Source organism: Rhizobium leguminosarum bv. viciae, from assembly GCF_012276115.1.
Classification (GTDB): Bacteria; Pseudomonadota; Alphaproteobacteria; order Rhizobiales; family Rhizobiaceae; genus Rhizobium; species Rhizobium leguminosarum_T.
Genome location: NZ_WIEU01000010.1, coordinates 106,820 through 121,908, shown reverse-complemented (window position 1 = coordinate 121,908; position 15,089 = coordinate 106,820). Strand labels below are relative to the sequence as shown.

At 61.2% G+C, this 15,089-nt stretch carries 14 protein-coding genes; 4 read left to right on the top strand and 10 right to left on the bottom strand.

The genetic code is table 11. The features are described from left to right. Positions 1-44: 44 nt before the first annotated feature. The 6 genes from GFM02_RS18830 to GFM02_RS18805 all read right to left on the bottom strand — a co-directional run bounded on the left by GFM02_RS18830 (position 45) and on the right by GFM02_RS18805 (position 6,842). Positions 45-1,439 (bottom strand): NAD(P)(+) transhydrogenase (Re/Si-specific) subunit beta, encoded by a 1,395-nt coding sequence (locus tag GFM02_RS18830; RefSeq protein ID WP_168271044.1) that lies wholly within the window; start codon positions 1,437-1,439, stop codon positions 45-47. Positions 1,440-1,446: 7 nt separating this feature from the next. Continuing rightward, a complete protein-coding gene (locus tag GFM02_RS18825; RefSeq protein WP_168322412.1) occupies positions 1,447-1,845 on the bottom strand; it encodes a proton-translocating transhydrogenase family protein in 399 nt (132 codons plus the stop codon). Continuing rightward, positions 1,845-2,993 (bottom strand): Re/Si-specific NAD(P)(+) transhydrogenase subunit alpha, encoded by a 1,149-nt coding sequence (locus GFM02_RS18820; protein ID WP_168322411.1) that lies wholly within the window; start codon positions 2,991-2,993, stop codon positions 1,845-1,847. The genes GFM02_RS18825 and GFM02_RS18820 overlap by 1 nt, the downstream gene beginning before the upstream one ends. 155 nt (positions 2,994-3,148) lie before the next feature. Continuing rightward, the gene (locus GFM02_RS18815; RefSeq protein WP_017962129.1) at positions 3,149-3,373 is read right to left on the bottom strand and encodes an aa3-type cytochrome c oxidase subunit IV; all 225 of its coding nucleotides are present in this window, start codon (positions 3,371-3,373) and stop codon (positions 3,149-3,151) included. A 266-nt stretch (positions 3,374-3,639) separates the two neighbouring features. Continuing rightward, positions 3,640-4,392, bottom strand: coding sequence for an N-acyl amino acid synthase FeeM domain-containing protein (locus GFM02_RS18810; protein WP_017962130.1), 753 nt, complete (start codon positions 4,390-4,392; stop codon positions 3,640-3,642). Between the two features lie 146 nt (positions 4,393-4,538). After that, positions 4,539-6,842, bottom strand: coding sequence for a putative bifunctional diguanylate cyclase/phosphodiesterase (locus GFM02_RS18805; RefSeq protein ID WP_020051661.1), 2,304 nt, complete (start codon positions 6,840-6,842; stop codon positions 4,539-4,541). A 329-nt stretch (positions 6,843-7,171) separates the two neighbouring features. Between GFM02_RS18805 and GFM02_RS18800 the strand changes: the two genes are divergently transcribed. Continuing rightward, on the top strand, positions 7,172-7,711 hold the full coding sequence (locus GFM02_RS18800; protein WP_168322410.1) for a TRAP transporter small permease subunit: 540 nt from the start codon (positions 7,172-7,174) through the stop codon (positions 7,709-7,711). Positions 7,712-7,732: 21 nt separating this feature from the next. Next, a complete protein-coding gene (locus tag GFM02_RS18795; protein WP_168322409.1) occupies positions 7,733-9,226 on the top strand; it encodes a TRAP transporter large permease in 1,494 nt (497 codons plus the stop codon). 78 nt (positions 9,227-9,304) lie between these two features. Here GFM02_RS18795 and GFM02_RS18790 read toward each other — a convergent pair whose 3' ends face one another. After that, the gene (locus GFM02_RS18790) at positions 9,305-10,411 is read right to left on the bottom strand and encodes a TRAP transporter substrate-binding protein (protein ID WP_003552852.1); all 1,107 of its coding nucleotides are present in this window, start codon (positions 10,409-10,411) and stop codon (positions 9,305-9,307) included. Positions 10,412-10,703: 292 nt separating this feature from the next. Between GFM02_RS18790 and GFM02_RS18785 the strand changes: the two genes are divergently transcribed. Continuing rightward, positions 10,704-11,483, top strand: a complete 780-nt coding sequence (locus tag GFM02_RS18785) for a gamma-glutamyl-gamma-aminobutyrate hydrolase family protein (protein ID WP_168322408.1) — start codon at positions 10,704-10,706, stop codon at positions 11,481-11,483. 42 nt (positions 11,484-11,525) lie between these two features. Here GFM02_RS18785 and GFM02_RS18780 read toward each other — a convergent pair whose 3' ends face one another. The 3 genes from GFM02_RS18780 to GFM02_RS18770 all read right to left on the bottom strand — a co-directional run bounded on the left by GFM02_RS18780 (position 11,526) and on the right by GFM02_RS18770 (position 14,166). Next, positions 11,526-12,482 (bottom strand): 2-hydroxyacid dehydrogenase, encoded by a 957-nt coding sequence (locus GFM02_RS18780; protein ID WP_168322407.1) that lies wholly within the window; start codon positions 12,480-12,482, stop codon positions 11,526-11,528. 29 nt (positions 12,483-12,511) lie between these two features. Beyond that, the gene (locus GFM02_RS18775) at positions 12,512-13,534 is read right to left on the bottom strand and encodes a LacI family DNA-binding transcriptional regulator (protein WP_020051667.1); all 1,023 of its coding nucleotides are present in this window, start codon (positions 13,532-13,534) and stop codon (positions 12,512-12,514) included. Positions 13,535-13,653: 119 nt separating this feature from the next. Further along, positions 13,654-14,166, bottom strand: a complete 513-nt coding sequence (locus GFM02_RS18770) for a MarR family winged helix-turn-helix transcriptional regulator (protein ID WP_025396056.1) — start codon at positions 14,164-14,166, stop codon at positions 13,654-13,656. An 85-nt stretch (positions 14,167-14,251) separates the two neighbouring features. Between GFM02_RS18770 and GFM02_RS18765 the strand changes: the two genes are divergently transcribed. Then, a complete protein-coding gene (locus GFM02_RS18765; RefSeq protein WP_168271051.1) occupies positions 14,252-15,040 on the top strand; it encodes a creatininase family protein in 789 nt (262 codons plus the stop codon). Positions 15,041-15,089 lie beyond the last annotated feature (49 nt).

Genomic DNA, 15,089 nt, shown 5'->3' with positions numbered 1-15,089 from the left:
ACAGTAGTAGTTGCCTGCAGCCGCCCGAAGGGTGGCTGCAGCAATCAATGCGCGAGCGCCTTGTTGATATCCTCGGTCATCTTCTTCGCGTCACCGAGGAGCATCATCGTGCCGTCCTTGTAAAACAGCGTATTGTCGATGCCGGCATAACCCGAGCCGAGCGAACGCTTGACGAAGAGGCAGGTCTTGGCCCGGTCGACGTCGAGGATCGGCATGCCGTAGATCGGCGAGGTCTTGTCGTCGCGCGCCGCTGGATTGGTGACGTCGTTGGCGCCGATGACGTAGGCGACGTCGGCCTGGGCGAATTCCGAGTTGATGTCCTCGAGTTCGAAAACCTCGTCATAGGGAACATTCGCTTCGGCGAGCAACACGTTCATGTGGCCGGGCATACGGCCTGCCACCGGGTGGATCGCATATTTCACCTCGACGCCGTTTTTCTTGAGATTGTCGGCGAGTTCGCGCAGCGCATGCTGTGCCTGGGCGACCGCCATGCCATATCCCGGCACGATGATGACCTTCGATGCATTGGCCATCAGATAGGCCGCATCCTCGGCCGAGCCGAGCTTGACCGTCCTGTCTGATGTGTCGGGTCCACCGGACGCCGACTCACCGCCGAAACCGCCGAGGATGACGGAGACAAAGGAGCGGTTCATGCCCTTGCACATGATGTAGGAAAGGATCGCGCCGGAAGAACCGACGAGCGCGCCCGTGATGATCAGCGCCAGATTGCCGAGCGTGAAGCCGATGCCGGCCGCCGCCCAGCCTGAATAGGAGTTCAGCATCGACACCACGACCGGCATATCGGCCCCGCCGATCGGCACGATCAGCAGAACGCCGAGCGCCAGCGACAGTGCTACGACGGCCCAGAAGTCGAAATGGCTCTCGGTGACGGCAAGCCCGGTGATGAAGAGCACGATCAGCACCAGCAGGCTCGCATTGATCACATGCCGGTAGGGCAGCAGGATCGGCTTGCCGGACATGCGTCCGTCGAGCTTCAGGAAGGCGATGATCGAGCCGGTGAAGGTCAGCGCCCCGATCGCCACGCCGAGCGCCATCTCGACGCGTGCCTCGGTGTGGATCAGGCCGATCTCGCCGATGCCGAAGGAAGCCGGCGTGTAGAGCGCGGAGGCCGCGACCAGCACGGCGGCAAGGCCGACCAGCGAATGGAAACCGGCGACGAGCTGCGGCATCGAGGTCATGGGGATGGTGCGGGCGACATAGGCGCCGACGCTGCCGCCGATGGCAAGGCCAAGAACGATCAGCACGAAACCGCCGAAGTCAGGGGTCGCCAGCACCAGCGTCGTCAGGATCGCGATCCCCATGCCGATCATGCCGTAGAGATTGCCCTTGCGGCTGCTGGCCGGATGCGACAGGCCGCGCAGCGCCAGGATGAAGAGCACGCCGGAGACGAGGTAGAGGAAGGCTGCGATATTGGTCATCAGTCCCTCACCGGTCCTTCTTGCGGTACATCGAAAGCATCCGCTGCGTGACGAGGAAACCGCCGAAGATGTTGACCGAGACGAGCACGAGGGCGACGAAGCCGAAGCCGGTCGCAAGCCCGCTGGTCGAGATGCCGACCGCCAGAAGCGCGCCGACGACGATGACGGAGGAGATCGCATTGGTGACGGCCATCAGCGGCGTATGCAGCGCCGGCGTCACCGACCACACGACGTAATAGCCGACGAAGATCGACAATACGAAGATCGCGAGCTGGAAGACGAAGGGATCGATCGCCCCGCCGGTCGCCGCACTTGCCGCTTCCGGTGCCTGGACGGCCGCCGTGATGACGGCGGTCACCGCCTGGTCGAGCTGCTCCAGCGCTCTGTCCATCGCTTCACTGGCCATCATATGTCTCCCTTCTTCGCACCGCCGAAGGCGGGATGAACGACGTCGCCGGCATAGGTCAGCATCGTCGCCTTGACGAGTTCGTCGTCGAGATTGACGACGACGCTCCGGGTTTCCTTGTTGACCATGGTCTCGAGGAAGGTGACGAGGTTCTTGGCGTAGAGCGCCGAGGCACTGGCCGCGACCCGGCCCGGCATGTTGGCGAAACCGATCACCCTGACGCCTTCGACATCGGCGATCTCGCCGGGGACGACGCCCTCGATATTGCCGCCGCGCTCGACCGCGAGGTCGACGGCAACCGCACCTGATTTCATCGAAGCGAGCATGGCGCGCGAAACGAGGCGCGGCGCCGCACGACCGGGGATCAGCGCGGTGGTGATGACGATATCCTGCTTGGCGATGTGTTCGGCAACCAGAGCCGCCTGTTTCGCCTGATAGTCGGTGGACATTTCCTTGGCATAACCGCCGGCCGTTTCCGCCGCCTTGAACTCTTCGTCCTCGACAGCGATGAACTTGGCGCCGAGCGAGGCGACCTGCTCTTTGGCGGCGGGGCGAACGTCGGTGGCCGAGACCGCAGCACCCAGACGACGCGCAGTCGCAATCGCCTGAAGACCGGCGACGCCGGCGCCCATGACGAAGACCTTGGCGGCCGGCACGGTGCCGGCCGCCGTCATCATCATCGGCATGGCGCGGTCATAAACCGCCGCCGCCTCGATGACGGCTTGGTAACCGGCGAGATTGGCCTGGGACGACAGCACGTCCATCGACTGGGCGCGGGTAATGCGCGGCATCAGTTCCATCGCGAAAGCCGAAAGTCCGGCACTTGCCAGTGCCGCGATCGCTTCGTCATTGCCGTAAGGGTCCATGATGGCGATGATCACGGCGCCGCTTTTATAGCCGGAGATTTCCGATCCGCTGGGACGGCGCACCTTCAGCACCACGTCGGCGGAGGCTGCATCTGCAAAACTGCCGATCTTGGCGCCGGCGGCCTCGAACTCCCCGTCCGGAATACGCGAAGCCGCACCGGCACCGGCTTCGACGACGACGTCGAAGCCGAAACTCTTCATCTTCTTCACGGTCTCAGCGGAGGCGCCGACACGCGTCTCCTCGCCCGTGTTTTCCCTTGCAACGAAAACGATATTGCCCAACTGCCCCCTCCTCCGGGTCAGCCAGACCGCCGCAGGCTTCCCTGCGCGGGCCAAGCACCTCATTCAAAAAGCTTCTGAGAAGCTCTCTTCCCCTCAGAGCGCCGTGCGTCCTTTCGGACGTACAAAGGACGCTCTGACCCTCTGAATCTACGCGATCAGCGGAGCAGGAAGATGCCGGCAGCGAGTAGAATGATGAAGACGAAGAGACCACCGAGAAGGCCGGCGCCGCCGAAGAAACCGGCGGTCATTGCAAGCAGGAGGACGATGAGAAGCATCGAGCCGTATTTCGCGCTGGCGACGAACATGTCGTAGGTCTTTTCATGTTCCTTGTAGTCCATCGGCGCGCCGGTCTCGACCGGTCCGGTATGATGTTCGGCCATAAATATCGTCTCCCTGAAATGCCTCTGCGCTGCTTGATTCCCTAGCCTGAGCGAGGGAAATCCCTTCCTGCAGGAATTACACAATGACAGGCAAAAGCGCAATGCATGAGAATGCCGCGAGCGCGCCTCGCAGCGACCTCATCCGGACGAGAAGACGACCTCAACGATCGGATGAAAGGAGGTCCGGCGACAGATGCGGTTTTCGCCTGTCGTCCACGCCTCATCTGCCCTGACGGCATCGCCTCTCTATCGCGGAGAAAGAGAAATCACAGCGGCAGATCGGTGCCAAGTTCGCCTGGCGGCACGAAACGCGCCGTCGGAATGATGGTGAGCGGCGGTAGCGTGTCGTTCGGAGTGCGCGAAAACATCATACGCTGCTCGCTGGCGCTTGAGATGAAGAAGGGATAGCGCGTCAGCAGCTTGCGTCCGACCTCGATCACATTCGTCGCCATCAGCGTCACGTCAACCCCGTAACTCTCCGCCAGTCGGCCGGGCACGATGGTATCGGCATAGAAGACCCGCTTGTAGAAGGCGGCATGCGGGGGCCGGACGGACTGAATAACGCGGTCAGCTCGGAAATACGCTGCCGCAACGATGGCGGGTCTCAGCGTCAGATAGGGAACCCACGGCAGATCGGCGGTGAGCTCCGGATCGGCCGCGAAACGCGCCGGATCGATCAAGGTCAGCCCGGCATCCAAAAGCTCATCCATCGCCTCGGGAAAGGCCTCTCCGGACCGGCTGATACGATGCTCCGGCGTCACATAGTGAATTCGGATCGTACTGACCAGTTCACCATAATAATAGAGACCGAAGATATAGGCATGGCTGTCGAAATCGACATCGTCCAATAGGCCTTCCGGGGCAAGCGACAGCGCGTCGTGGGCTTTGTAGGCCTTGTAGCGCAGCCGCTCCACGTCCTCCATGTCTTCACTGCTTTCGACCCGGCGATATTCGACGTGATCTAGAATTTCTAGGATTTTCCTGCTGAAATCGCTACGCGTAAAAAGTGTGTCTGACATTCTCTCGATCCGCTCGTTAACGGATCATTAATCATACGCCGCCGATATATAGGCAAGAAAATCTGAAAATTTGGGTTGAATTTAAACTATTAAGGTTAACGGCGCGCAAGATTTTCGGCTGGGATAACCAGTCACTTGCGGGGGGCTCAGGCGACCTTGTTGCGACGGCGCTGGACGGTGCGGCGGCCGATGCCCTCTTGTAGCAGCGTGATGTTCTGGGAAGGCACCGGCCGCGAGAAGACGTAACCCTGCACGAGATCGGCGCTGCGGTGCTTGTTGAGCAGCGCCAGCTGCTCCTCGGTCTCAACGCCCTCGATGACAATCTTCAGGCCCAGTTCGCGGGCGAGATTGACTGTGCCGCGCAAGAGCTTGAGGCGGCGCGCATCCTCGACGATGTTGCGCACGAAGGACCGGTCGATCTTGACGATATCAAGCGGCAGCGTGTCGAGATAGCTGAGGCTGGAGAAACCGGTGCCGAAATCGTCGATGGCAATGGTGATGCCGCGGGACCTGAGCTCCGCCAGGATGGCGCGCACCGCCGCCGGCTCGTCGATCAGGCAGCTCTCGGTGACTTCGAGATGCAGTCGTGCCGCGGCGAGGCCGGAATGGGCAAGCGCCTCGGCAACCACCGAAAGGATGTCGGCATCGCGCAGATCCCGCGCCGAAAGGTTGACCGAAACGGCGATATGTTCCGGCCAGGTCATGCATTCGCTACAGGCCTTGAACAGCACGAAGCGGGTGATGTCGGATATGATGCCCATATCTTCGGCGAGCCGGATGAAGACATCGGGGGGGATCGAGCCCCTCTCCGGATGCACCCAGCGCGCCAGGGCCTCGGCACATTCGATCCGCGAGCCGTCGGCCCGGAACATCGGCTGGAAGACGAGATGCAGCGCCTGCGCCGAGACCGCATCGCGCAGATCCGCCTTCAGCTTCTGTTGCTCGATATAGCGGCCGTCCATCTCCCGCTCGAATCCCGAGATGCCGCCCTTGAAGCGCGACTTGCTTTCGAACAGGGCAAGATCCGCCTTGACGCTCCATTCGTCCATCGCGAACGCGTCGCTTTCGAGAATCGCGTAGCCGGCGCTGAGCGAAACGAGAAAAGTCACTTCGTCGACCTCGTAGTTACCCTGGATCGCGGCATGAACGCGGCGGATTTCGCGGTCGAGCGAGGCCTGCTCCTTCGCACGCGGGAAGAACAGAATGAACTGATCGCCCATCAGCCGGCCGAGGATGGCATTACCGGAAGCCTGTTTGATGCGGGCGGCGATAGCGCAGAGCAGATGGTCGCCGGTCACATGGCCGCGCATGTCGTTGACATGTTTGAACTCGTCGATATCGAGCACCATGAAGCCGAGCGGCCCGTTCTTCTTCGGATACTTGGCAAAATACTCCTGCACCAACTGGCCGAAATATTGCCGGTTGGGCAGGCCGGTCAGCGCGTCGAAGCGCACCATGTGCAGGATCTTCTGCTCCGCCTTCACCCGGCTTGACACGTCCTCGAAGATCAGCACGGCGCCACCGTCGGCCCTGCGGCTGGCGGAGAATTCGAGCGACAGGCTCTCGGGAAAATGAATGAGCGTGCGCGACAGGCTGCCCTCGGCGACCTGGGTGAGCTGGCGCAGGATGAGCTCCGGTTGCGAGGCATCCATGAAGCTGTAGCGCGCGCCGTAGCGCAGCACGGCGCCGAGGTCACGGTCCTTCAGCCGCTCCGGCGCACCGATCTTCAGAAGCTCGCAGGCCTTGCGATTGACCACCTGGATGCGGTTTTCGGCATCGACCATGACGAGGCCGTGCGGCATGTTGTTGAGAGCCGTATCGAAACGGTCGGCAATGATGGTGATTTCCCGGCGCGCAATGACATTCTCATAGAGAAACTCGCGCACGCCGTTCGCCATGGCCCGCGTCGTCAGCCAGAAAGGAATGAGGAAGATCGACAGAACGCCGCGATAGAAATCCAGTACCAGCAGGCTGCAGACGATCATCGGCAGGCAGCAGAAGAACGTCTGGAGGTCGACTGCGAAGCGCGAGCCGTAGTTGCGGCCGACGACGGAAACCATGGTTGCCATGGTGACGGAAATGCAGGCAAGCTCCGCAAAGGAATCGCGCACGACGAAGATGGCGTAGCCGCTGGCGATGCCGAGGAGCGCCGTGGTGCAGGCTCCACTGGCAACGAGAATCCGCTCCCACCGTTCGATTCCGGCGTGCGACAGGCTCTGCTTGTCGACACGATCGAACTGCCGGAAGATGGCCATGCGGGCGCCGAAGACCAGAAGGAAGGCGACCGATAGCAGGATGTAGATGGAGTATTGTGTCTTGGCAGCCACGGCAAGGCACGTCGCAACATGTACAATCACGCCAACAAGAAGCGTCATGCGATTCCCGGAGAGGGAACTCACAAACGACAGATACACATCTATTGGGACCCTGTTCGGGTTATCTGGCTTCATCCATACTTTCCCTGTGCGCGGGGATTCTAAGCCCAACCCTTTAAAAATTGATTTCAATGGAATCAAACATTTGGTCAAATTTTCTAAAACCACAGGATGAACCGCACAGCCTACGCGAGTTAATACAGCCTACCGGCGAGATTACTGAAATAATTTATCCACGCCTGGGTTGTTGAAATATTCGGCGGCCATATGATCCTACCTGCGCACCTAAGACTATACTCCAACGCGAGGCATTTATCCTTCCAATTTCAAAGGCCGTGGTCTACATCGATTGCAAGAGGGAAAAGCTGCCGGAAAACCGGCGGGACAAGAATAAGGGGAGGCGAATGTCGGTACTTCTGGCCGCAAGCCGACTGATCGATTCGATCAGTCAGTTCATGGGCAAACTTTCCGAATATATGGTGCTGTTTTGCTGCCTGATCAGCGCCGGTAACGCCATCGTCCGTTATGCCTTCAACTACAGTTCGAACGGCTGGCTGGAGATCCAGTGGTATCTCTTCGCCTTCGTCGTCATGCTCGGCGCCTCGCATGCGCTGCGCAACAATGAACATGTCCGCGTCGACCTGATCTATGGTTCGGTTTCCGACAGGGCGAAGATCTGGATCGACATCGTCGGCCTCATCCTCTTCCTCCTCCCCGTCTGCGTCTTCCTCACCTGGGTCTGCTGGCCCTTCTTCGCACTGTCCTACCGGCAAGGGGAAATATCGGGCAACGCCGGCGGGCTGATCCGCTGGCCCGTCAAGCTGATCCTCGTCGCCGGCTTCGGGTTGCTTTCCCTTCAGGGCGTTTCCGAACTGATCAAGCGGATCGCAGCGCTCACCGGCTATCTCAGCATCGATACGAAATACGAAAAGCCGCTGCAGTAACGCGGGCTGGGAGACACGGATTTGTTTGATTTCGGCATCATCCCGCCGGCCATGTTCCTGGGCATGATCATTTTCATGCTCTACGGCTTTCCGGTCGCCTTCTCGCTCGCCGCCGTCGGCTTGTTTTTCGCCATCATCGGCATCTTCACCGGCCATTTCGGCGAGGTCTTCCTGCAGGCTCTGCCGCTACGCTTCTTCGGCATCCTTTCCAACGATCTCTTGCTCGCCATTCCCTTCTTCACCTTCATGGGCGCGGTGCTGGAACGCTGCGGCCTTGCCGAGGACCTGCTCGAGGGCACCGGCAAGCTCTTTGGCGGCATACCCGGGGGCCTCGCCTATGCCGTCATCCTCGTCGGCGCCGTTCTCGGCGCGATCACCGGCACGGTGGCTGCCTCGGTCATCACCATGGGGATGATCTCGCTGCCGATCATGTTGCGCTACGGCTACAACCCGCGCCTTGCCACCGGCGTCATCGCCGCCTCGGGCACGATCACACAGGTGATCCCGCCTTCGCTCGTGCTCGTCGTTCTCGCCGATCAGCTCGGCAGGTCGGTCGGCGACATGTATCTCGGCGCGATCGGCCCCTCAATCCTGCAGGTGACGATCTTCGTGCTCTTCATCCTGGTGATGTCGATTATCCGGCCGAAATCGATGCCGCCGCTGCCGAAAGAGGTGCGCGGCGATTTCAACTGGGCTCTGCTCGTGAGGGTGCTGATGGGCATGGTCCCCTCGATCGTGCTGATCTTCCTGGTGCTCGGCACGATCTTCATGGGCCTTGCAACGCCGACGGAAGCAGGCGCGCTCGGCGTCGTCGGCGCCATTGTGCTTGCCGCCATGAATCGCCGCCTCACCTGGCCGCTGATCCGCGAAGCCATGTCATCGACCACGCACATCACATCCATGGTGGTGATGATCCTGATCGGCTCCACCTGTTTCAGCCTGGTCTTCCAGGGCATGGACGGCTCGCGCTGGATCGAGCACATGCTGTCGGGCATTCCCGGCGGGCCGGTCGGCTTCCTGATCTTCGTCAACATCTTCATCTTCGTGCTCGCCTTCTTCCTTGATTTCTTCGAGATCGCCTTCATCGTCATCCCGATGCTCGCACCCGTCGCCTCCAGTCTCGGCATCGACCTGATCTGGTTCGGCGTCCTGATCTGCGTCAACATGCAGACGAGCTTCATGCATCCGCCCTTCGGCTTCGCACTCTTCTACCTGCGCTCGATCGCCAGCAAGGACGTCAAGACCTCGGATATTTACATGGGGGCTCTTCCCTGGGTCGGTATGCAGCTGATCCTGGTGGCGATCGTTATCTTCTGGCCGCAATCGGTCACCTATTGGCTGGGTCACGGCCCGAAGGTCGACCCGAACTCGATCAAGATCGAAATCCCGGGCTTCGGCGGCCAGCTCGGCCTGCCGCCGATGGGCGGCGGCGGCAATGGCTCGCCGCAGATCCCAGGCCTGACCCTGCCGCCGCTGAACGGCCTGCCGGGAGCACCGCCGCCACCGGCCAAATAGTCCAGCAAAAAGCAAAACCCCGGATGGAGATCCGGGGTTTTGTTATTGCGCTCGTCTGAAGCGTCGACGGCGGAGAGCTTAAAGCTTTCCGGCCCGCTGCTGGATCATCATGAACGTATCGAAGGTGTATTCCGAGAGCTGCATCCAGAGATAGGCGTCCCGCTTGAAGGCGGTCTGGTCGTCGTAAATCTTCTTGAAATACTGGTTCGTGCCCGAGATTTCGCTGTAGATGCCCGTGGCTGCCTGGAAGCAGGCTTCCATGATCTCCTGGCTGAACGGGCGCAACGTCGCGCCCTCCGCGACGAGCTGCTTCAGCGCGGTTGGGTTCTTCGTGTCGTACTTCGCCAGCATGTTGGTGTTGGCAAAGGCGCAGGCGTCGGTCAGCGCTGCCTGATAATGCTTGGGCAGGCTGCTCCACTTTTCGAGATTGAAGAATCCATGCACCGTCGGGCCACCTTCCCACCAGCCCGGATAATAGTAGTACTTTGCCACCTTGTGGAAGCCGAGCTTTAGGTCGTCATAGGGGCCGACGAATTCCGCCGCATCGATCGTGCCTTTTTCCAATGCCGGATAGATGTCGCCGCCGGCGATCTGCTGCGGGATGACGCCGACCTTCTCCATGACGCGGCCGGCAAGGCCGGCAATGCGCATCTTGACGCCCTTGAGGTCATCGAGCGTGTTGATTTCCTTGCGGAACCAGCCGCCCATCTGCGCACCGGTATTGCCGGCCGGCAGGGCATACATGCCCTGCGTGGCATAAAACTCGTTCATCAGCTTGTTGCCGTTGCCTTCATAGTACCAGGCATTGGTCAGACGGCTGTTCAGCCCGAATGGAATGGCCGTTCCAATGGCATAGGTCGGGTCCTTGCCGACGAAATAATAGGAGGTGGTATGGGCTGCCTCGACCGTGCCGGCGGCAACGGCATCGACGGCCTGCAGGCCCGGCACGATTTCACCCGCCGCGAAAGGCTGGATCGTGAAATTGCCATCCGTCGCGGCGGCGACATGCTTGGCGATGTCCTCGGCGCCGCCGTAGATTGTATCCAAGCTCTTCGGAAACGACGATGTCATGCGCCACGCGATCTTCGGATTCTCCTGCGCGATCGCAGGCGCTGCCAATGCCGTTGCGGCAACCGCACCGGCGCCGGCGGTTCCCGCCTTCTTGAAAAACGAACGACGATCCATCAAAAACCTCCCGTATAGATGGTACTGCGCGGGCGATCTTCACCCCTACCCGCAGTAAGGGAAAACCTAAGCATGGCGGGGGCCGCGATTCAAGCTTTAGTCTATTAGCCTTTGGCATCAAGACGGCAATAAGGCGGCCCCCAGGCGCCCATCAAAATCAGCGGCTTAGCCCAAACCGGAGAGCTTCCCTATCGCTTCCGCCGCAATTTGGCCACCTCACGCAGCCAAGCGTTGACTTGACGGCCGTTCTGGCGGCAGAAACGGCAAGCACAAAGATTTCACCGGGGCTGATATGACGAAACCGATCGTTGCCATTCCTGCCGATATCCGCAGCTTCGACGGCGCAACCTGGCATGCCGTGCAGCATCAATATCTGCGTGCCGCATTGAATGCCGCCGGCGTCATGGCCTTCATGATCCCCGCCTTCGAGGATGGCTACGATACCGATGCGATCCTCGACCGCGTCGACGGCCTGCTGGTGTCCGGCTCGGCCACCAATGTTCATCCCTCACTCTACGGTACCGAGGCGAATGACAAGCACGGCCCGTTCGACCCCGCCCGCGACGCCACCAGCCTGCCGCTCATCCGCCGTGCCATCGACCGCGCCGTCCCGCTGCTTGCCATCTGCCGCGGCATCCAGGAGCTGAATGTCGCCCTCGGCGGCTCGCTGACAAGCGAGATCCAGGAGCAACCCGGCATCTGGGACCACCGCCGGCCGGAAGGCGTCGACCGGGACGGCATGTACGCCATTCGCCAGACCGTCCACGTCAAGGAAGGCTCCTGCATCGCAGGCATTCTTGGTCCGGGCGAGATCCGCGTGAATTCCCTGCATCGCCAGGCAATCGCCAGAACCGCCCCACGCCTGCAGGTGGAAGCGATCGCCGAAGACGGCACGGTGGAGGCCGTTTCCGTCATCGACGCCAAGGCCTTTGCCGTCGGCGTGCAATGGCATCCGGAATATTGGGCTGAAACCGACAAGTCTTCGAACCAGCTGTTCGCCGCTTTCGGCGACGCCGTCCGCAGTTATGCCGCCGCCAAGCTGCCGATGATCCCCGCGCAGGCGATCGCCTGACGGCGCGGCGCCGGCCAAGCATCGTCCGCGGAGCCAGCTACGCTAAGCCTTCTGCGGCGTCTCCGGCACCGGCGTCAGCGCCGCACCTTTCTCGAACCAGGCAATGAGATTGTCGGCGACGAGATCGGCCATCGCATTGCGTGTCGGCACCGACGCGGAGGCGACATGCGGCAGCAGCACGGCATTGGCCGGTTCCAGCATGTCGGCCGGCACGCTCGGCTCTTCATAGAAGACATCGAGACCGGCAGCACCGAGCGCCCCGGAAGCAAGCGCCACACTCAGCGCCTCCTCGTCCACCGTCCAGCCGCGGCCGACATTGACGAGGATGCCGTCAGGGCCGAGGGCAGCCAGAATATCGGCATCGATCGTCTTGTGCGTCTGCGGCGTCTTCGGAACGATGGCGATCAGCGTATCCACCGCTTCCGCGAGCCCTTTCAACGTCGGGTGATAATCGTAGGACACATCGGCATGACGCGAACGTGTGTGATAGCTGATCTTCACCTTGAACGGCTCCAGCCGCTTGGCGATTTCGAGGCCGATGCGGCCAAGGCCGTAAAGCCCGACATGCCGGCCCTTCAGCGAGAAGCGCGACAGCGGATAGGCCGTGCCCGGCTTCCAGTTGCCGGCACGCAGCCAGGCTTCGGCCCGCGGCAACTCGCGGACCGTGTTCAGCAGCAAGCCGATCGCCGTATCGGCGACCTCGTCGTTCAGCACATCGGGCGTATTGGTGACGACGATGCCTTTTTCGGCGGCATGTTTTGCATCGACGCCGTCATAACCGACACCGAAATTGGCGATCACCTCGACACGCGGCAGCTGGTCCATCCAGGCGCCCGGGAAGGAGCCGGAAACGGCGACGCCGCGGATGCGGCCGGCAATCTCGCCGTTGAGCGCAAGCGTCTCCTCGCGCGGGACGGCGACAATCTCAAAACGATCCTTCAACCTGTCGAGAACACGCTCGTGTATCTTCCCAGGAACGAGAATGGCGATGCGGGACATGGCTTTTCCTCTTGGATGGCGGTCTTGGTTCAGGCGCGCGGCCGATGGGGACTGGTGGACTGGCGAATGCGCATTTCCGGCTTGATCAGATGCATACCATCAGGCTCATGGCTGCCGGCAAGGCGATCGAGCAGCGCTCGGGCCGCTAAGCGCCCGACCTCGGCCTGACCGTTCCAGACGGTCGTTAGCGCAGGCGTGGCGATCGAGGCCTCCTCGAGATCGTCATAGCCGGTGACGGAAATATCGCCTCCCGGCACCAGGCCGGCGCGCGCAATGCCGTTCATCAGGCCGATCGCCACGAGATCGTTCCAGCAGACGGCTGCGGTCGGCTTCTGCGGCAGCGAAAGGAAATGCACTGCAGCCTCGAAACCGCCCTGTTTCGAGCGTGGACCGGGAATGCGCAGGTTCGGATCGACCTCGATGCCGGCCTTGCGCAGCGAATTGACATAGCCCTGGTAGCGATCGCGGCCGGTGGATGTCTGGTCCGTGCCGCCGATCATGGCGATCGAGCGATGACCGAGGCCGATCAGGTGGTTGGTGGCAAGCGAGATACCGTAGCTGTCGTCGCCGCGATAGGTCGGCAGGTCTTGCCCTTCCATCGAGCGCGCGACCAGGATCGCCGGCATGCCGTTGTCTTCCGCCAGTTGCACATCCTCCGGCGGCGTACCGATCGCCGGCGACATGATGACGCCGTCGCCGCCGAGCTGCAGCAGCGTCTCGATGAAGGTGCGCTGCTTTTCGACATTGTCGTAATGGTTGGAAAGGATGAAGGTGTGGCGGCTACGATCGAGCTCGCTTTCGATCGCCTTCAGAATCTCCCCGTAGAAGGGGTTCATGATGTCATGCACGACGACGCCGATGATGCCGGAGCGCGAGGTCCGAAGGCTGGCGGCACGGCGATTGTAGATATAGCCGAGCGCGCGCGCCTGTTCCTTGATCTTCTCCCGGGTATTGCCGGCAACGAGCGGACTGTCGCGTAAGGCAAGCGATACGGTCGCCGTTGAAATGCCGAGCGTTTCGGCAATAGTCGAAAGCTTGATCTTCTGGACCACGTGTCCTCCTCCAGGCAGCACGCAAGACAGCCAAGACCCCGCCGTCAAACCGGCGCGGCCCTTAAAATGTTTAATTAAAAGATTTAATCGGTGGAAGCAATTCGTCTTTCGGGGAAATTTCAGTCTTCGTCCGGTTCTTCGATATGAATGGCTTCGGCCTGCAGATTGGCATCGATCGCCTTCAGCAGCCGGACGAGATTGCGAATTTCCTTCTCGGAGAACTCCTGCGTCGCCAGCCTGTCGCAGGCCGAGGCCGCCATTTCGATCCCCTGTACGCTGCCGCGGCCGAGTTCGGTGAGATAGACCTTGGTGAGACGCGCATCCTCGGCATCGGGCTTGCGCTCGAGAAAGCCCTGCGCCTCCATGCGGCCGATCGTGCGGGTCATCGTCGGCGCCTTGACGCCGAGCTTCTGCGCAAGACCGCCTGCCGTCATGCCGTCGCTCTCGGCAAGTGAGAGAATGACGCCGTCCTGGCCGGCATAGAGCCCGCTTTCAAGCAGGTTGCGCGAGAGCACCGTCCGCATGGAACGCGCCGCCTGGGTCAGGGCCGGGGAGAGATCGACGAGCGTATATTCGGTCTGGTCCTTCTTCTTGGACTTGTTCTTTTTGCCGTCCTTGTGCTTCTTTCCCATAGCCATCCCTTTGATCTTTAAGCCCCGACGCCGCTGCGATATGACATTGCTCAGGATCTCGTCATAAACAAGAGGCAACGACCGGATGATGACACCTTCGCCGCGCTTCGAGGACAGCAACCCGGCCTTTGCACCTGACGGGCGCCATCTGATCGCCGTGCTGCCGCTCGGCGCCCATGAACAGCACGGCCCTCACCTGCCCTTCGAAACCGACACCCTGATTGCCGAAGGCATCGCCGGGCGATTGAAGATGGCCTTGCCCGCCGGCCGGCCGGTCACCTTCCTGCCCGCCGAATCTGTCGGCTATTCCATAGAGCATATGGATGTTGAAGGAACGAAGACGCTTGCCTTCGACGAAGCGGTAAACCGCTGGCTCGGCATCGCCGAGGGGCTTGCAAAGCAGGGTATCCGCAAATTCGTGATGCTGAACGCCCATGGCGGCAATTCGCCCGTCACATCAATCGTCGCCACCGAGGCGCGGGTCCGCTTTGCCATGCTGGCGGTGGCGACGAGCTGGACCCGTTTCGGCGTGCCGGATGGCGTGATCACGCCGGAGGAAAAGGCGATCGGCATCCATGGCGGCGATATCGAGACCTCGGTGATGCTGGCGCTTCATCCCGATAAGGTGGATATGGCGAAGGCGGCGGACTTTTCCTCGCGACAGACGGAATTCGCCGAGCGTTTCAAACATCTGCGCGCCTACGGGCCGCACGCCTTCGGCTGGAAGATGTCGGATCTCAACAGGCAAGGCGTGGCGGGCAATGCCGCGGCTGCGACGGCAGAAAAAGGTGAGGCGCTGATTGCCCATGCGGTAAAAGGACTGATGGAATTGCTGAGCGATGTCGATGCATTCGATGTCGCGCAACTCAGGTGAATATGGGCCATCTGCACCGGCCAGACGATGTGATCTTATAACATTATAA